The organism is Roseovarius sp. MBR-6 (genome assembly GCF_040547525.1).
Lineage (GTDB): Bacteria > Pseudomonadota > Alphaproteobacteria > Rhodobacterales > Rhodobacteraceae > Roseovarius.
The window spans coordinates 1-14,565 of record NZ_JBEPPW010000005.1 but is presented as its reverse complement, the minus strand read 5'-3'; the positions used below and the strand labels follow the sequence as shown (position 1 = coordinate 14,565).

Annotated in this window: 23 protein-coding genes; all 23 read right to left on the bottom strand. The window is 66.6% G+C overall.

Annotated features, from left to right (window positions below):
- Entirely contained in the window at window positions 1-453 is a 453-nt protein-coding gene (locus ABIE57_RS08085; protein WP_354538503.1) for a phage tail terminator protein, read from the bottom strand.
- The gene (locus ABIE57_RS08080; RefSeq protein ID WP_354538502.1) at window positions 450-950 is read right to left on the bottom strand and encodes a phage virion morphogenesis protein; all 501 of its coding nucleotides are present in this window, start codon (window positions 948-950) and stop codon (window positions 450-452) included. The genes ABIE57_RS08085 and ABIE57_RS08080 overlap by 4 nt, the downstream gene beginning before the upstream one ends.
- 1 nt (window position 951) lies before the next feature.
- Window positions 952-1,377 carry a gp436 family protein gene (locus ABIE57_RS08075; protein ID WP_354538501.1) on the bottom strand — a complete coding sequence of 142 codons (426 nt, stop codon included), beginning with the start codon at window positions 1,375-1,377 and terminating at the stop codon, window positions 952-954.
- The gene (locus ABIE57_RS08070; RefSeq protein ID WP_354538500.1) at window positions 1,377-1,604 is read right to left on the bottom strand and encodes an Acb2/Tad1 domain-containing protein; all 228 of its coding nucleotides are present in this window, start codon (window positions 1,602-1,604) and stop codon (window positions 1,377-1,379) included. The genes ABIE57_RS08075 and ABIE57_RS08070 overlap by 1 nt, the downstream gene beginning before the upstream one ends.
- 88 nt (window positions 1,605-1,692) lie before the next feature.
- Window positions 1,693-2,052 (bottom strand): hypothetical protein, encoded by a 360-nt coding sequence (locus ABIE57_RS08065; RefSeq protein ID WP_354538499.1) that lies wholly within the window; start codon window positions 2,050-2,052, stop codon window positions 1,693-1,695.
- Entirely contained in the window at window positions 2,052-3,011 is a 960-nt protein-coding gene (locus ABIE57_RS08060; protein ID WP_354538498.1) for a hypothetical protein, read from the bottom strand. The genes ABIE57_RS08065 and ABIE57_RS08060 overlap by 1 nt, the downstream gene beginning before the upstream one ends.
- An 18-nt stretch (window positions 3,012-3,029) precedes the next feature.
- Complete coding sequence (locus tag ABIE57_RS08055; protein WP_354538497.1) at window positions 3,030-3,395, bottom strand: hypothetical protein; 366 nt, start codon at window positions 3,393-3,395, stop codon at window positions 3,030-3,032.
- Window positions 3,388-4,773, bottom strand: a complete 1,386-nt coding sequence (locus tag ABIE57_RS08050; protein ID WP_354538496.1) for a hypothetical protein — start codon at window positions 4,771-4,773, stop codon at window positions 3,388-3,390. The genes ABIE57_RS08055 and ABIE57_RS08050 overlap by 8 nt, the downstream gene beginning before the upstream one ends.
- Window positions 4,774-5,083: 310 nt before the next feature.
- Window positions 5,084-6,406 carry a phage head morphogenesis protein gene (locus ABIE57_RS08045; RefSeq protein WP_354538495.1) on the bottom strand — a complete coding sequence of 441 codons (1,323 nt, stop codon included), beginning with the start codon at window positions 6,404-6,406 and terminating at the stop codon, window positions 5,084-5,086.
- Window positions 6,403-7,944 carry a DUF935 domain-containing protein gene (locus ABIE57_RS08040; protein ID WP_354538494.1) on the bottom strand — a complete coding sequence of 514 codons (1,542 nt, stop codon included), beginning with the start codon at window positions 7,942-7,944 and terminating at the stop codon, window positions 6,403-6,405. The genes ABIE57_RS08045 and ABIE57_RS08040 overlap by 4 nt, the downstream gene beginning before the upstream one ends.
- Window positions 7,937-9,592, bottom strand: coding sequence for a hypothetical protein (locus ABIE57_RS08035; RefSeq protein ID WP_354538493.1), 1,656 nt, complete (start codon window positions 9,590-9,592; stop codon window positions 7,937-7,939). The genes ABIE57_RS08040 and ABIE57_RS08035 overlap by 8 nt, the downstream gene beginning before the upstream one ends.
- A 283-nt stretch (window positions 9,593-9,875) precedes the next feature.
- Entirely contained in the window at window positions 9,876-10,151 is a 276-nt protein-coding gene (locus tag ABIE57_RS08030; protein WP_354538492.1) for a hypothetical protein, read from the bottom strand.
- Window positions 10,151-10,447: a ubiquitination-like system serine protease family protein gene (locus ABIE57_RS08025; protein WP_354538491.1), complete on the bottom strand. Its 297-nt coding sequence runs from the start codon at window positions 10,445-10,447 to the stop codon at window positions 10,151-10,153. Before ABIE57_RS08025 ends, ABIE57_RS08030 begins: the two co-directional genes overlap by 1 nt.
- Window positions 10,444-11,013, bottom strand: coding sequence for a phage protein Gp27 family protein (locus ABIE57_RS08020; protein ID WP_354538490.1), 570 nt, complete (start codon window positions 11,011-11,013; stop codon window positions 10,444-10,446). Before ABIE57_RS08020 ends, ABIE57_RS08025 begins: the two co-directional genes overlap by 4 nt.
- Window positions 11,014-11,015: 2 nt before the next feature.
- A complete protein-coding gene (locus ABIE57_RS08015; RefSeq protein WP_354538489.1) occupies window positions 11,016-11,327 on the bottom strand; it encodes a hypothetical protein in 312 nt (103 codons plus the stop codon).
- Window positions 11,324-11,668: a DUF2730 family protein gene (locus tag ABIE57_RS08010; protein ID WP_354538488.1), complete on the bottom strand. Its 345-nt coding sequence runs from the start codon at window positions 11,666-11,668 to the stop codon at window positions 11,324-11,326. Before ABIE57_RS08010 ends, ABIE57_RS08015 begins: the two co-directional genes overlap by 4 nt.
- The gene (locus ABIE57_RS08005) at window positions 11,665-11,943 is read right to left on the bottom strand and encodes a hypothetical protein (protein WP_354538487.1); all 279 of its coding nucleotides are present in this window, start codon (window positions 11,941-11,943) and stop codon (window positions 11,665-11,667) included. Before ABIE57_RS08005 ends, ABIE57_RS08010 begins: the two co-directional genes overlap by 4 nt.
- Complete coding sequence (locus tag ABIE57_RS08000; protein ID WP_354538486.1) at window positions 11,940-12,515, bottom strand: holin family protein; 576 nt, start codon at window positions 12,513-12,515, stop codon at window positions 11,940-11,942. The genes ABIE57_RS08005 and ABIE57_RS08000 overlap by 4 nt, the downstream gene beginning before the upstream one ends.
- On the bottom strand, window positions 12,503-13,117 hold the full coding sequence (locus ABIE57_RS07995) for a holin-associated N-acetylmuramidase (RefSeq protein WP_354538485.1): 615 nt from the start codon (window positions 13,115-13,117) through the stop codon (window positions 12,503-12,505). Before ABIE57_RS07995 ends, ABIE57_RS08000 begins: the two co-directional genes overlap by 13 nt.
- A 42-nt stretch (window positions 13,118-13,159) precedes the next feature.
- Complete coding sequence (locus ABIE57_RS07990) at window positions 13,160-13,549, bottom strand: hypothetical protein (protein ID WP_354538484.1); 390 nt, start codon at window positions 13,547-13,549, stop codon at window positions 13,160-13,162.
- Entirely contained in the window at window positions 13,539-13,787 is a 249-nt protein-coding gene (locus tag ABIE57_RS07985) for a hypothetical protein (protein ID WP_354538483.1), read from the bottom strand. Before ABIE57_RS07985 ends, ABIE57_RS07990 begins: the two co-directional genes overlap by 11 nt.
- Window positions 13,784-13,987, bottom strand: coding sequence for a hypothetical protein (locus tag ABIE57_RS07980; RefSeq protein ID WP_354538482.1), 204 nt, complete (start codon window positions 13,985-13,987; stop codon window positions 13,784-13,786). Before ABIE57_RS07980 ends, ABIE57_RS07985 begins: the two co-directional genes overlap by 4 nt.
- Window positions 13,984-14,436: a gp16 family protein gene (locus tag ABIE57_RS07975; protein ID WP_354538481.1), complete on the bottom strand. Its 453-nt coding sequence runs from the start codon at window positions 14,434-14,436 to the stop codon at window positions 13,984-13,986. Before ABIE57_RS07975 ends, ABIE57_RS07980 begins: the two co-directional genes overlap by 4 nt.
- Window positions 14,437-14,565: the final 129 nt, after the last annotated feature.

Genomic DNA, 14,565 nt, shown 5'->3' with positions numbered 1-14,565 from the left:
TCAGGCTCCTGTGGTGATGCGCCGCCGGAAGCGGAGCGTGAAATCGTCCTGCCAGCCGATCAACCCGCCGCGCAGCGGGCCGGTGACAAGCTGGCCGCGCTGATGCGCGACCGGGCCGCTGGCATAGTCCGGCCCCCAGCCTTCCAGCAGCGGCAGAAGCTGCGCGCGGACCTCCTCGAGCTGGCTCAGCGCCCGCCCGCCCGCATCGCGGCGCAGGTCCTCGGCCAGCGTGATGACCATGAACCGCGCCGTGACCGCGCTGTGCTGCACGCCGCCTGCCACGCCCGATGGGCGCGGCTCCTCCGATCCGGGCATGACAAAGGCGATGGGGCTGCCCACAGCGCCCTCGCGCGCCGCGCGCGCCATGTCCCGCGCCCCCGCGACCGAGCGATAAAGCCCCGCCGCCTCGATCCGGGCGATGATCGGGGCGAGCTGCATGACCGGCGCGCTCATTGGAACGCCTCGCCGAAATAGGCCTCGACCGTAGCCGCGATATCGGCCTCGTCGCCCGCGTCGAAGCCCAGAAAGGGCCGCGCCGGGATCTCGACCTGATCGACCATGATGAACTGGCCGTTGGGCAGGAAGAACGCGAGCTTGGCCGCCGCGTCGCTCTTGTCCAGCGGCTCGATGAACGCGCCGAACTGGTGGGTGGCGGCATAGGGCACGTTGGTGCCCACCTCGACCGAGCGCGGCCCGGCCTCGCGCGTGATACTGTCTCGCAGCCGGGTGCTGTCCACCAGTGTCCTGCCGCCGTTTTCCCGCGCGCGATGCGAAACGGGCCATGCCTCGCCACCGGGGCCGGTGGAAGTCTCGAACCGCGCGTTGACGGAAGTTTCGATCACCGTGCCGATCTGGTCCATCAGCGGCGTCATGTCACCCGCCAGGCGCAGCGCCTCGCCGAGTGCCGCGTCCAGGCGCGCATCGTCGAGCGAGAGGGTCATCGTGACCATCTCAGAAGCCCTTCAGGCTGTCGCGCGTGAACGTGGCCTCCGGCCCCGCGACGCGTGGTGCGACCGATTGGCCCGGCGCGGTATCTGCGGGGGTCTCGTCGCCCAGCGACACCTCGCCCGCACGGGCGCGGCGCAGAAAGGCGAGCGCGTGATCGTGGCTGGCCTTGGCCCCCTCGACCACTGGCGCGCGGTCGCCCAGCAGGCGATACCAGGCGATGGCGGCGGCATGGACGGTCAGCACGCGCGGCGGGTTCGTGACATCGTAGAGCCCCGAGACGTAGCTTTCGACTTCTGAGATCGCATCGTCGATGGCGGTTTGCAGCGCCGCGCCGTCGATGCCGGTGACAGGGCCGTCACGCGTGGTCAGCTCGGCCAGCCGCGCCTCGCCAAACCGGTCGATCATGTCCTGGGCCACGAGATAGGGCATCAGGCCGTGATCCCCTTGACCGCCCACATCACCGCCTCTTCGATCTTGGTGCGCGCGATGGCGAACTCGCGGCCCTGATGCGGGGCAAGCGCGTCGAGAAAGGCTTCTCCCAGATCCTTGATCGCCGCCATCTGTGCCTTTTCGGCCTCGCTCAGCACGCGGTAAGCGTGGCGGACGGGGCTGTTGGCCACGCGGGCGTCATCGGTGCTCGGGATCGTGTCGGGCATGTTGTCTGGCCTCCTTGCAAATCGGTGCCGGTCTCTCCCGGCTGTCACGCCTGATAGGCGGCGGCTCTCCCTGCACGGAGGGTTGTTCTCAGGAGGCCGCGTCGGCGGCGGCCTTCATCTCGTCCCAGATCAGATCGCGCAGAGCGGCGGTGATCCGGTCCTTGTGCTCGGGCAGCGCCGCCTCCAGCGCCTTGACCTTGGGCTTGCCGCCCTGGTCGAAGGCATCTTTGGGCAGGGCATTGATCGCCCCGATCAGCGCCACGCGCAGAGCGTCGTCGAGTTCGGGCAGATCGGAGGGCGCGGGCGCATCGTCGCCCACCTCCTCGATCGCGCCCAATTCGGTCAACCGGGCGATATCCTCGGGGGTGCCGATCTCCTCGGCCCCGGCCTCGGTCCCGGCCTCCAGCCGGGCGGCGGCAATCACCGTGCGCAAGATGCGATAGCTCATCACACCGCCCCCTCGATCAGATAGCCGGTGGCCGGGGCCGCGATGACCTCGCGGACCTGCTCGCCGACGCGCAGCGTGGTCGCGCCCTTCAGGCCTACCTTGGGATCGAAGAACCGCCCCGAGACGCGGCCGTCGAACTGCGCGGTCCAGCCCCAGGCGGGCGAGGCCCCATCCGGCCCGGCCTGCGTATTGCGGTGGATGAGCGCGATATTGCCGCCCCAGACCCGCTCGAACGAGGCCGTCTGACCCTTGCGCGCGGCGTTGACATAGCTGTCGCCGACGAGGATTTCGTTCAGCTCGAAGAGCTCCGCCACCGCCTCGCGGCTGGCGCGGCCCTTGTCGCCCGAGGTGCGGTTGATCGCCTTGATGATATCGGGATGCGTCGAGAGCGCCGTCCAGGCCGTGCGCCCCATCGCCGCCACGTTGGGCCGCATGATGAAGGTCGCATCGAGCGCCGCCGAGATCACGCCGATCGGGTCGGAGGCGGGATCGGTGAACTTGCCCACCCCCGACAGGACAACCCTCTTGTCGGCGTCGTAATTGGCCGCGTCCTGTGCCATCGCCGCGACGCGCTTTTCACGGTCGAGCAGCAAGAGATGCGCCAGCCCCTCGACCGCGCGGGCCTCAGGATCGAAGGCAGAGTTGCCCGCGGCGCGAAGGGTGCGCGCGGTGTCGATATCGCGCTGGGGGATAACATCGTCGAGGCCGTAATCCTTGACCGAGGATGTCCGCTCCTCGCCGGTGAACTCGACCTGTTGGACCACACCCTTGCGGCCCACCTCGGTGTCGGGCACCGTGAACATCTGATCGGGCGGGAAATACGTCCACTTGAACTCAGGCGACATGACCGGCACGCGCGGCATCACCTGATCGGCGATGAAGGCAACATCCGGGTTGCGGTAGTTGACGGCAATCGCGGTCAGGACCGGATCGACGACAAAGGGGGTGGGGGTGCTCATGGAAGGGCTCCTTCAGGATCAGGTCACGGAGTGACGGGCGATGGCCACGTCGATGATGTCACCGGCCACGCCGCCCGCGAGTGCGAAACCCACGGCCACGTTGCCCGCGCCGCTGGCGGCCGCGACGCCCTCGCCGCCCGTGCCTCCGCGCACCGACTGGCCCGCCGCGACAGCACCACCGAGCTTGAGCTCGGCCGAGCCGGACATGATCACGTCGACCATGTCGCCGGGGGCCGCGTCGAGCTGATCGGTGATGCCGATGGCGCGGTCGGTGGCCGCCACAGAGGGCACGACGCCGCCCGACGCGCCGAACTTGACCACGCTGCGGCCCGTGATGGCCACCTCGGCGCGGTAGGATTTGATGAAAGGTCCGGGGTTAGGCATTGTCGCTCTCCATCGTGTCTGCGACCTCGCGCACCGCTTCCGCGAAGCTGAGCGCGCGGCCCTCGGCCTCGGCCTGTTTCACGAGCAGGTTCGCGGCGGCGGTCACGTCGCTGTGGGTCTTGATCTGCGGGACGGTATCGCCGCCCGCGCGCTCGCTGAACTCGATCAGCGGCTTGGTCTGCCGGGACAGCAGATCGCGGAACCAGGCGCGCGGGCTTGCGGCCTTGCCTTCGGCGAAGGACACCTCGCCCTCGGCATCGAGCGCCTCCATGAACGCCGCCATCTCGGGCTTGAGGCCCGGCGCGATCCGGCCATCCTTGGCCAGCGCGTCGAGCAGCGCCGCATCCTCGGCGCGGCGGGCGGCGGCGCGGGTCTCGGCGAAGGCCGCCTCTTTCGCCGCCATCTCGGCCTCGCGCGCCTCCAGCGCGGCCTGCCGTTCCTCCAGGGTCTGTTTGTCCGTGCCGGACATGTCGCTCTCTCCTTCTTTGGGTTCCGCCAGATCGACGAGGCCGATCAGATCATCTGCGTTGAGGCCAAGCACCCGCGCGAAGCCGCGCAGCCGCTCTTCGGGGGGCGTGGCGATCTCGCCGCGCAGGATTTGCAGGACCGTGCCGCGCGCGATCCCGGCCTCCACGGCCATTCGGTCGATCAGGGCCGCGCGCGCGGCGGCATCCTCTGCCCGCGCGTCGAGACGCGCATTGAGGCGGCGCGAGAGGTCGGTCTCGGCGAAGCCGGGCACCGAAGTCTCTCCGCCAGCCCGCTCGATCTGGTTGCGCATGAACTCTTCGGTGGTGCGGATGTGCTCCAGCTCGTGAGCGGGCACGATCCGGTCGGCCACCTCCTGCCCTTGCGAGGCGAGCAGCCAGTCGCGCAGGCCAGCGACAACCCTGCGCAGCCCGCCGAACCCGGCTGACGCAATTCCGGCGATTTCCGCCTCCGAGAAATCCAGCTCGAGGGTCACGGCCTCGCCGTCATCGGCGAACTCGGCGGCCTTCAGCCCCTTGATCGCCGGGGGCTGCGCACCGAGGAAGCCGACATGCTTGAGGTAGTAGCTGCCGGGTGCCGGGTTCGACGCCGCCTTCGGGGGATAGAAGCTGGCGCTGATCTTCTTGAAGCGGCCCGCGCTCACCATCTCGGCGAAGGCGGGCTCGACCTGGGCGGGCTCGGCAAAAAGTTCGGCCCCCTCGGCGCGCAGGCTCCTGACCCAGCCATAGGCCGGGGCGTCGGCCCTCGGGTGGCCGATGACGATCGGGGCCTCGTGCAGGCTCGGGTCATAGGCGGCGGCGATGGCCGACACCTGCGCCTCGGAGAACTCAAGGCTCTGGCCCGACATGGCGGTGTGGCGACCGGCGCGGAAGATGTGAAGCGGCTGTGTCATGGCCCGACATTAGGGCCTGAACCGGGGCCATGTCAGATGAAGGACTTCACATGATATGCGGGCGCGGGGCTGTGTGCGGTGCCGCCACTCTATCCCCGCCCACCGGTCTCGGGCAAGCCTTCATCGCCCAGAGGCGCTGAGCGGCCCGTGGAGTGAGATCTCGCCTCGCGCGGCCTCAGGGTCGCGAAACACCCGAGGGGGGTATTAAATGGGTATTTAATGGCGCTCTCCGGGCGCATTGCGTGGCAGGGGGTGGGGCGCATGCCCGTCCGGCGGGCCTGTTCGCTGGAAAACCGCCCCTGACACTACCCTAAAAACGATCACGCAGACGAGCCGTGACCGCGCCGAGCAGGCCACCCAGCCGCGCGCGGCGCAGGCGTGCCTGCAAGTTCAGGCTTTCGCGATAGTCGATATCGCCCGCCTCATTGAGCGCGCGCAGAACCGACAAGCGCAGAACCTCCTCGCGATCCCCGGCCGCGATGTCGCCCGTGCCGATCTGCTCCAGCGCCGTGGCGGCCGCAGCCGTCAGATCGGCGACGGAGATGCCCGCGCGCCGTGCCCGCACCCGGAAGAGTGATCCGTCATGACCCACGCCCAGGATCGACGCCACGCCCGGTGCCAGTGCCAGTTCCAGATCGCCGCCGCTGAAGGGCCGCGATCCGGGATGGTTCTGGACGATGGCGACGGGCCCGCCCGAGGCGACGGCGCGGCGGATGCCGGGGCCGGGGCTGGCGCGCACGCCATCGGCGATGCGCCAGTCAACCTCCTGCGCTGTGCCGCTCAGCAGGATGCCCATATGGGCGCGCCCGTCGCCCAGCCCCATCAGCCGCGCGCGGTTGGCAAAGCCTAATTCGGCAGCGGCCTGGGGCGCGGGCACATCCCCGCTTAGATCGGCGTGCCGCCCGCTCAGATCGAGCCAGGCCTTGCCGGGATTCCCGTCCCAGGCGGGATCGACACCCAATGCCGTCGGCTCGATCTGCCCGGTGCGCCGGTTGAGCACGCCGCGCTCCTCCAGTGTGAAATCCTCGGTCACGCTCATCCCGCGGCGGTCCATCATCGCCTGACTGAGCTGCTGGACCGTGCATCCACAACGCCAGCCATTGGGCGGATAGATGCGCTCCCACACCGGATCATCGACCGGGCGGATCAGCTCGTGATAGCGCGCGTGCTCGGGCCGCTTGGTGTCGCGCTGGACCTGGACATAGCGCAGGAACGGGAAGGCATCCTTGACCCGCTCGATCCGTGCCCATTTCCCGGCGGCGTGGGCGGCGCGCATGTTGGCATCGAAGATGATCCGCAAGCGGCGCGGCGAGCCAAGCTGGACATTCTTGAGCGCGCCGGTCAGAGGATCGCGCTCCATGCCCCGGCCCCACCAGCCGAGGCGCTTCAGCTCCGGCTCCAGCTCGTCCATGAACGTGGTCAGCGTGCCGCCGCCCTCCAGCGCGCGATCGAGCGCACCCCGGATCGTCTCCAGCACCTCGTCGCGCATCGCCTTGGCCACGACGAAGTTGCTGGCGTGTTCGTTGCGCCAGATATCGCGGAAATCGAACCGGGCATCTGGCGGTGCGAGCCCCTTGGAGCGGAAAAAGGCGAGCGCCTCCTCGGGGCGCAGGCGTTTAAGCGCGTCGATCACGGGGCCACCGCACCGGGCAGGCTGTCCTGTCCGTCCGGCACCTCCTCGTCATCGACCACCGCGCCCAGCTCGCCTGCCAGCCGCGCGGCAAAGCTCGCCTCGGTCAAGAGATCGGTCATGGCCTTGGGGTCGCCGGGCTGATCGCGCAACGCATCGAGCCGCGCGCGCAGGTCTGCAAGCGTGTCATCAGGGCCAAGCCCCGCCAGCAGGGCGGCGATATCGGCGAAGAGCGGCGCGGCCGCCTCTTCCGCGTGTCCTTCCTCGATGATGGTATCGACCAGGTCATCGAGCGCGCTGTCATGGCGGTGCTCGGCAAACGCGCTCGGCGCGCCCTCCGGCCCGGTGACCGGCGCGGCCACGCGCTCATAGCCATCGCCATACGTTTCCTTCACCCGCTCCTCTGTCATCTGCCAGCCGATCGCGTGCAGCTTGCTGTCGCGGTCCACCGCCGCCGAGGTGTCCTCGGGATCGTCCATCTTGCGCCAGACCATCGGCGGGGCAACGCCGGGGAAATTGAATTCCGACAGACGCGCCACCGGCCCCTCGTTGAAGCTCTGGCACACGAGATCGGCATCGGATTTCTTGACCGCGTCGGCCACGTCCTGATGCACCTCGGCCTGGCTTCGGCTCGACCCGTCATCGGTGGTCATCGTCTGCGACAGCACGATCTTGGAGATCGCGGCATCCATCGTGTCGTGCAGCGCCTTGTAATCGAGCGTGCTGGCCCCCGAGGGTGCCGAGAGAAGCTCGATATCCATGCCCTCGGGGATGATGATCCCGGCCTCCGAGCGGATCGCCACGACCGCCTCAAGAAGCTTCTTCTGATCCTCTTCGGTCGCGCCCGAATGATACTTGCCCCGCGCCGTCGGCATCCCGAACTTGTCGAGTGCTATGAGCCAGAGCTTCAACCCGTTGCGCTTGAACCAAACCGGCCAGTAGAGCCAATGCGCAAGGCCAAGCCCGTAAGGCTCGTCATCGTGATCCGCGCCGGTCGAAAACACCCAGAACTTCTCGCCCGGCATTTCCTCGCCCACCAGCATGTTGGACATGGTCAGGAGCCGCAGGCCACACTCCTCGTCGAATCGGAACCGAACACGGTCGCGCACGCGGATGTCCTCCCAGCCCCAGAGCTGCCCGTCCCGGCGAAACATCTGCTCGGCAACCGAATAGCCGTAGAAAAGCCCCCAGAGCATCTTCTCGGTCAGCCGGTCGAATTTCATGGCACTCAGTTCGTCGCGCAGCCAGTCAGCCGCGCGCCGCGCCGACCGGCTCTCATCACCCGCCACCACCTCCCACTCGCGGCTGGTGACCGCCGATATCCGCTGCGTCATCACCGATTTGACCTGCGGATCGGTCAGGATCGGCTTGTAAATGTCGAAGCTGCCGCCGCCACGGCTGCGCAGGATCGGGTCCGTGGGTTCCAGTAGCGGGCCAATCCATGGCCGGGTAATATCGCGCCCGCCTCCGATCCCGGCAAGCTCCATCGGGTTGCGCAGCCGCACCGATCTGAGCCGCATGGTCGATGTCTTGTTAGCCATCTCCGAACCCTCCGAAATCCATGCCGCCGCCGCCCCGGCCAAAGCCCATCCGCCGCCCGCCCATCGGGCCCGTGAAATCCCCGATCGTCAAGCCCGGACGCGGGCCGGTGGCGCGGTGCTCGATCACGCCGAAATCCTGTCGGCTGGCAAAATACGCAAGCGCGCCCGCGATGGCGCTGTCTCCATGCCTGTCCAGGCCATCTGAACCCTTGAAGCGGAAGTTCTCCGGAACACGGATAACACCATTGGTGTATTGCAGCGCCTGGTGATCGCGAAGCACATCTTCGTGGGCAGGAAGCAAGATGGTGCGATCAGAGAACGCCTCGATATACGGAGGCATTTCCATCTCATACCATTGCCGCGAGAAAGCCACCTCGCAGATCCGCTCACCGTAGCGCTGCGTTGCGACCTCTGCGAGGTAGGCACCATTGCCGGTCCGGTCCATCGCTCCCTTCATGAAGCGCGGGATCCTGTCGAGCAGCCAAAATAGCACGTCACGCTGCTGATCGAACGGGATGTTGCGCAACTCCACGATGAACTTTGTCCGTCGAACGAGATCGACGCCCTGTTCGATGATCACTATATCGGTGGCATCGCCTGAGCGCGCGAAGTCCTCGCCCATGAAATGCATGCGGTCGGGATCGAGCTTTTCAATGACCGGTTTAATGTGGGTTTCACACCAGGTGACGGCGGCGGCCTTGCGCACAACCTCCTCGGCGTTCTTGAAGCTGTCGGGCTGTGTCCAGCGCAGGAAAGGAATGCCCTGTGCCTGACACGCTTCTATCTGCACCCGCGTCAGCGCCGCGCCCTCCATCTCGGCGGCCTCCGCATCTAGCTCCTGGCGCATCTTGGCCTCGCGCGCGCCATAGGAAAGACGAATGCGATCTTCCCACGCTGATTGCCCCTCCTCGCTGAACGACCAGCCCCTGATGAAACACACCCTTTCATACAAGCCATTTTTCACGGCATCCCCGAAGGTGTAGCGGTGCACTTTAAAGCCATTCTTGCCCGCCCGCGCCTCGCGGACGAGCTCATTAAATGGGTTGAGATAACCATTATGGGTCGAGATGATCCGCACCTTGCCTCCCCAGATCAGCATTGCGTTGACGGCGTCTATCACCTCGCGCACATCCTTGTGGAACGCGGCTTCGTCAATCACCACAGTGCCTTGAAGACCACGGATGTTGGCGGGGTTAGAACTCAGCGCCTCCACCCGGAAGCCCGATGCGAACCGCACGCGGTAGGCCGAGATGAACTTGGTGGTGCCGTCGGGCTGCTGATCCTCGAAAAGGAACTCTTCGATGGGATGCGCCGCCCCGGCGATCACGCGCGCGAAATGCGCCACATAACCGATGGCCTCACGGCCCTTGTCCTTTGTGTCGCCGATGTAGAAACAATTCTGACCGCCCGCCCCACGCGCAGCGGCGGCGATAAGCGCACAGTCCAGCATCTCCGCGAACGTGATGCCCGTGCGTCGGCCCTTCTCGCAAAGCTTCAGGTCGCTCTCGTCCTCGAGCCACGACCGCTGATGCGCCATAAGGATGCCATCGGCCAGCGGATCGAGGCTCTCGGGGATCTCCGAGCCGCGGGGTAGCTCTTCGGGAGGGGCGTCGGGGTCACGGGTAAGAATGGCGGTGCTGTCGGTCATCACACACCCAAACCGAAAAAGACTTCTTCGACGGCGCGGGCGCGGCATACTTGCCACCGGCGTTCTTCAACTCGCCGCAGGACAGATATGACGTGATCGTTTTTGCCTTTACGTTCGGCGCGCCTTATCAGTCGCCGCACCTTTGAGAGTTTGCTCCTCAAATCGCGCGGCACTACCGACCAGTGTCGCGCACAGATGAATTCGTTGTGCCCACGGCCTGAAAGCTCCCGGCCCGAGATTTTTCGGCGGCAACCTGGGCAGAGGCAAGGAACCCGGTCGCCCATCACACACCAGCCTCGGCGCGCAGGCGCTCCATCACACATCGCGCGCGGATGATGTCGGGATAGCCTTTGACAAGAAAGTCCTTCTCTTGTCCTTCATAAGCAAGGCACCTTCTCTGGATGCCATAATATGTCCGGCCATCCACGGCCTCTCCCGCAAGATAGGCACGGATCACCCGCGCCAGATCCCGGCACAGGTGCCCGATGTTACGATCGCGCTTCGCCCAGCATGCGGCATGTGCGGCCATGTCGTTGGCGATCTGAGCCGGGGTGGCCATCACGCGGCCTCCCAATAGCCGTCGCGCAGCCAGCCGTGCCAGCCGCAGACGGCCTGATTGACCGAAGGCGTCAGCGTCGGCTCGCTCAGTTTACCGTTCCAGCACCACGACGGTTCCTGCGCGGGCTTGTGACAAAATCCGACCGAAATCCGGTTGGGCCCCGCGCAGCCGCAAGGGCAGAAAAACCAGAACGTCGCGCATTTTGGCCCGCCCTGCGTCAGGTCGATATGAAAGCTGCCCGGCAGCCTCGCGCGCCGGAACGCCTCCGGGTCCGTGAACTGTATGGCGCGGATCATTTTCGCACACCGAGAAATTCGCGTCTGAGCTTGTCGATAACACCGCGGCTCAGGCCCAACTCTTCACTCCGCGCCTCAAGCGCATTGACGGCCGCCACGCGCTCTTCCGCCGCGATGCGCTCGCGCTCCTTGACCATGAGCTGCTCGCGGATCCCTGAGCTCTGCATCACGTCCTTCATCATCCGGCCCAGAAAATGCAGCTCGCGCGGGTCGATCTTATCGCCGTCTTTCATTACCTGCGACTTGAGCACCTTGAACGCGACCGACGTCATCATCTTGAACAGGACACGGTGGCGCTCGGCCTCTTCCGAGATATCATTCTCGGACATCCAGTCGCGCGCCCAGTTCCCGGCCTCGTCCTGCAGCTTTACGGACTCCTGGTATTCCTGCCCGAAGGAATGCACCGCCGATTTGCCGAGGGTGATTTCCAGCCCCGCCGCCTCCAGCCAGTCGTTGATCTCGGCGGTCAGCTCCTCGTAGCCTGCAAATCCCCGCTCGCGCAGCGCCTGCTTGATGCGCGCGCGCAGCTCCTCGGGCAGCAGATCGACCTTGCGGCGCGGGGGCATGCTCAGGCCCCCTTGATCATACTGGGATAGGCGATCCCTGCATCGCGATCCTCGTCACGCGCGATGCGCAGCCCGCGATCGGTCGCCGTCACGATCAGGAAATCGCCCCCCTGCAACGTGAGATGGCCGTTGCGCTCCAGCCAGCGCAGCTCCTCCACCACATCGCTGTAATAGACGCTGAGCCCGTCACGCGTGCCATTGATCACCGTCACGAGGATATCCGCCGTGCTCTCATGATCCTTGCGGCCTTCCAGGAACCGCAGCACATGCGCGCGGATCAGCGGCGCGATGCGGGCCTCCTTGTAATCGCTCATTTCTTGCTCCCGTCCAGAAGATGCGCCTCGTGGCGGCTGACGATGATTTCCAGCCGCTCCATGATCTTGGCATTGCCCGACATCACCGCGCGCATTTCGTTCATCGCGCCGGTCTGCTTGACCAGCTCCAGTTGCAGCGAATGCATGTCGTCCTTGCCGGGCATCCCGCCAATTGTGTCCTCGACCCGCATGATGCGCGCATCCTGCCGGTCGATCCGGGCATTGGTTGCCAGAAACGCCGCATCAACGTCCTTTCGGCGGGTCGCCACATAGGTGTAGATGCCCGCGACGACAGGAAGGATCAGGCCCAGGGCCTTTATCACGAGATCCCAGTCGATCACGCCGGATCACCCTCGACCAGCGGCACCATCTCGACGCCTTGGCCCGACAAGACCGGACAAGCCATGCCGTCGGGCCGCACCAGCACGATGGTCCAGCTGCCCGACTGTGCCAGATACATCTCGATGAGCCTCCCGCCCGTGGTCAGTGCCTGCATTCGAAGGTGCTCGGCATATCTTTCCTCCAGCATCTCGATCAGATCATCGCGGGGCAGGCAGGCCTGCGCCAGCGCCGGGGCGGGCGCACTCAGCGCCGCCAAAAGGATTAGCCACCTCATGCCCGTGCCCTCCAGTCCTCGATCGCCGGGTTATCCGTCGGGGCCAGAGCGGCCAGCGTGGTCTCGGCATCCGGGCCGGGATCGGCCGCACCGGGGCTGTCGGCCCGCAGCGCGCGCAGCGTCTCGATATTGCGCGCCACATCCGGGGCCTGCGCGATGATCCGTGCGGCCTCCTTCTTCATCGACACCCCGCGAAACTTGTGAAATTCGCGCGCGCCGAAATAGAAGGCGACAATCGCCCCCATCAGCGCCCAGAGCGGCTCGGGCACCAAAACCAGCCCCTGCATCCGCTCGGCGAACCAGATCGGGTCGTGCATCGCCGAGGCAAAGAGGAAGATGCAGCCAAAGGCCATCATCGGGCGCGGCAGCCGGTTGAGCCCATCGACGAACCGCCCCCAAGGCCCCTGCACCCCGCCGAACTCGGCGGCCATCTGCGCGAGCGCCGCCGCCTGCGCCTCGGCCCCGCGCCGGTCGGCGGCCTCGGCATTGGGGCGAAACACTTCAGCCGTTTCGGCGATGACATTGCGCCCGCCGCCGAAGACCGCCCCGAAAATCGTGCTCAGCCACCCCATGATGCCACCCTCTCCCTGAACTGCGCGTCGGTCATCCGGAAGCGCGGGCTCATGAACTCCTCGGCGCGCCGGATCCAGCCGCCCTTGCCGCCGGAACGCGCGCGGGCGAACACCCGCAGACGCGGGTTGCGGTCGGCCAGCCGGAAGTAGTAATTGCGCCGCGCGATGGCATAGGCATCGGCGATGTGATCGGGGGCCGCGTCATGCGCCGCCTGCACCGCCCGCAGCGTGCTGGGGCCGATCGCCCCGTCGGCCGTCGCGGCAAAGCCCATCTCGGTCACCAGCCTTTGCAGGATTTTCACGGCATTGGCCCCGGCATTGACCTGCATGTCGAACACGCTCGGCTGCAATGCCTCGGGCAGGCGGTTGATCCCCGGCAATTCCCAGTAGAAACGGATGAAGATATCCACCGCCTGCGCGCGCGTGAGCCGCTTCACGTCGCGGACATCCACCACGCCATTGCCATCGAGGTCGATGCCAAGGCGGCGCATGGTCCCGATGGTGACCCCGAAATTCGTGGCCCCGCCGGGATCGTTCGGGTGATCGACGAAACCGCCCTCGCGGGCGACGATCTCTTCGGCGATTTGCGTGACGGATTGCATGGGCGGCCCCTTTCCCGGTCAGGATAGAGGGAGCGGCCCGGCTTATTCAGATGAAGCCCTTCGCATGAGGGGCAGAAGCGGTGGCTCTTCTTCCGCCACGAGCTCCGCCTTGACCTGCAAGACACGGCGCCAGGATACCCCGAACCGGTTGGCCAGCACGTTGACCGGCGTCTCGGAGGCCTCGCTCAGGGCCTGCCGCAGCCCGTCGCGCGCCTGCGCCCGGCACGACGGCACGTCGAGATATTCGCCAGCGTAGCGGGCCGATATCCATCTGGCAATATCCCGCCCCCCGAGCACCATCAGCGGGCTGCCGGGGCGCGGCGCATGGGGCACGTAAAGCCGCATGCCGCCCGCGCGCAAAAGGAACCGCTCGACCGGGGCCGCCTCGACCTCGGCGCGCAATTCCTCCACCCAGGACGGCTCACGCTCCACGGCGACGCCCCTTGCCCTTGCCGCGCTCGGCCCGGCTTTGGCGCAGCACCGTGACCACATGACCCCCGTCGATCCGGTAGACGAACCCCCCGCTCACCACGCCATTGGCACCCATCTCGATGGCACGATCCGCCAGGTGGCCGATGCGGCAGCGGATCGCCTCGATATCGACGCCCTCCACCCGCTCCAGATAGCGCAGGACGGCGTGATCGGTCACAGGATGGCGGGGCTTTTTCATTCCTCGATCCCCAGATCTAGCAGGGAGCGGCGGGCGATGCGCTGCAAATCACGGTATTTCATGAGCCATACGCAGCGCGCGCCATGCGGATCCGCGACGTTGATCTCCTCCGCCTCCTCGGATAGGGCGGGTGCCGCGCGGCAGATTTCCACCAGCGCCGCGATGAGCATCGTTTCGGTCTTGCTCCGTATCTCGGTCATCGCGCGTGATCCTCCCAGTCGAAATCGATTTCGGCGCGCTGGCCCCACGATTTCAGCGCCTGGATGACATCGTCTATGAGCTTCCACTCGCGCAGCATGTCCACATCGGCAGGCACCGAGCCCCAGACCTTGCCGAACCGCGCGCGGATGAACCTGTTCAACCCCGCCCGGCTGGGGTCGCGCAGCGCGCCGGATTGCCCGAGCTTGCGCCACAGCACATGGATCATCCGCAGATCGGCACGCGGCGCGGGCTTGTGGCGCGGATTGCGGGGTTTGTCCTCGAACCCGGCCTCCTTCAGCCGGTTAACCACCAGCTTCAACTCGCCATCGCTCATGTCGCGCAAACTCGCCTTGCCGGTGACGCTCACCTGCAAATCCCGCCGGGCGTCATCGTCGAGGCCAAGCTGGCGGCAGGCGGCGAAGATCAGTTTATGGAGGGACCGGTTCATGACGCGGCCCCCCCGTGACAGAGGGGCCACGCGGGTTTGCGGTCACATTCTGTGACCGCAATATCAGTCGCGGGGGCGGTAGTTCTCCATCCCCTTCGCGGCGCGGGCGATGCGCTCCTCGACCATGCC

Bases quoted from the DNA above. Each gene is read 5' to 3' on its own strand.
- ABIE57_RS08085 (WP_354538503.1), bottom strand. From the start codon at position 453: ATGAGCGCGCCGGTCATGCAGCTCGCCCCGATCATCGCCCGGATCGAG.
- ABIE57_RS08080 (WP_354538502.1), bottom strand. From the start codon at position 950: ATGGTCACGATGACCCTCTCGCTCGACGATGCGCGCCTGGACGCGGCA.
- ABIE57_RS08075 (WP_354538501.1), bottom strand. From the start codon at position 1,377: ATGCCCTATCTCGTGGCCCAGGACATGATCGACCGGTTTGGCGAGGCG.
- ABIE57_RS08070 (WP_354538500.1), bottom strand. From the start codon at position 1,604: ATGCCCGACACGATCCCGAGCACCGATGACGCCCGCGTGGCCAACAGC.
- ABIE57_RS08065 (WP_354538499.1), bottom strand. From the start codon at position 2,052: ATGAGCTATCGCATCTTGCGCACGGTGATTGCCGCCGCCCGGCTGGAG.
- ABIE57_RS08060 (WP_354538498.1), bottom strand. From the start codon at position 3,011: ATGAGCACCCCCACCCCCTTTGTCGTCGATCCGGTCCTGACCGCGATT.
- ABIE57_RS08055 (WP_354538497.1), bottom strand. From the start codon at position 3,395: ATGCCTAACCCCGGACCTTTCATCAAATCCTACCGCGCCGAGGTGGCC.
- ABIE57_RS08050 (WP_354538496.1), bottom strand. From the start codon at position 4,773: ATGACACAGCCGCTTCACATCTTCCGCGCCGGTCGCCACACCGCCATG.
- ABIE57_RS08040 (WP_354538494.1), bottom strand. From the start codon at position 7,944: ATGGCTAACAAGACATCGACCATGCGGCTCAGATCGGTGCGGCTGCGC.
- ABIE57_RS08035 (WP_354538493.1), bottom strand. From the start codon at position 9,592: ATGACCGACAGCACCGCCATTCTTACCCGTGACCCCGACGCCCCTCCC.
- ABIE57_RS08030 (WP_354538492.1), bottom strand. From the start codon at position 10,151: ATGGCCACCCCGGCTCAGATCGCCAACGACATGGCCGCACATGCCGCA.
- ABIE57_RS08025 (WP_354538491.1), bottom strand. From the start codon at position 10,447: ATGATCCGCGCCATACAGTTCACGGACCCGGAGGCGTTCCGGCGCGCG.
- ABIE57_RS08020 (WP_354538490.1), bottom strand. From the start codon at position 11,013: ATGCCCCCGCGCCGCAAGGTCGATCTGCTGCCCGAGGAGCTGCGCGCG.
- ABIE57_RS08015 (WP_354538489.1), bottom strand. From the start codon at position 11,327: ATGAGCGATTACAAGGAGGCCCGCATCGCGCCGCTGATCCGCGCGCAT.
- ABIE57_RS08005 (WP_354538487.1), bottom strand. From the start codon at position 11,943: ATGAGGTGGCTAATCCTTTTGGCGGCGCTGAGTGCGCCCGCCCCGGCG.
- ABIE57_RS08000 (WP_354538486.1), bottom strand. From the start codon at position 12,515: ATGGGGTGGCTGAGCACGATTTTCGGGGCGGTCTTCGGCGGCGGGCGC.
- ABIE57_RS07995 (WP_354538485.1), bottom strand. From the start codon at position 13,117: ATGCAATCCGTCACGCAAATCGCCGAAGAGATCGTCGCCCGCGAGGGC.
- ABIE57_RS07985 (WP_354538483.1), bottom strand. From the start codon at position 13,787: ATGAAAAAGCCCCGCCATCCTGTGACCGATCACGCCGTCCTGCGCTAT.
- ABIE57_RS07980 (WP_354538482.1), bottom strand. From the start codon at position 13,987: ATGACCGAGATACGGAGCAAGACCGAAACGATGCTCATCGCGGCGCTG.
- ABIE57_RS07975 (WP_354538481.1), bottom strand. From the start codon at position 14,436: ATGAACCGGTCCCTCCATAAACTGATCTTCGCCGCCTGCCGCCAGCTT.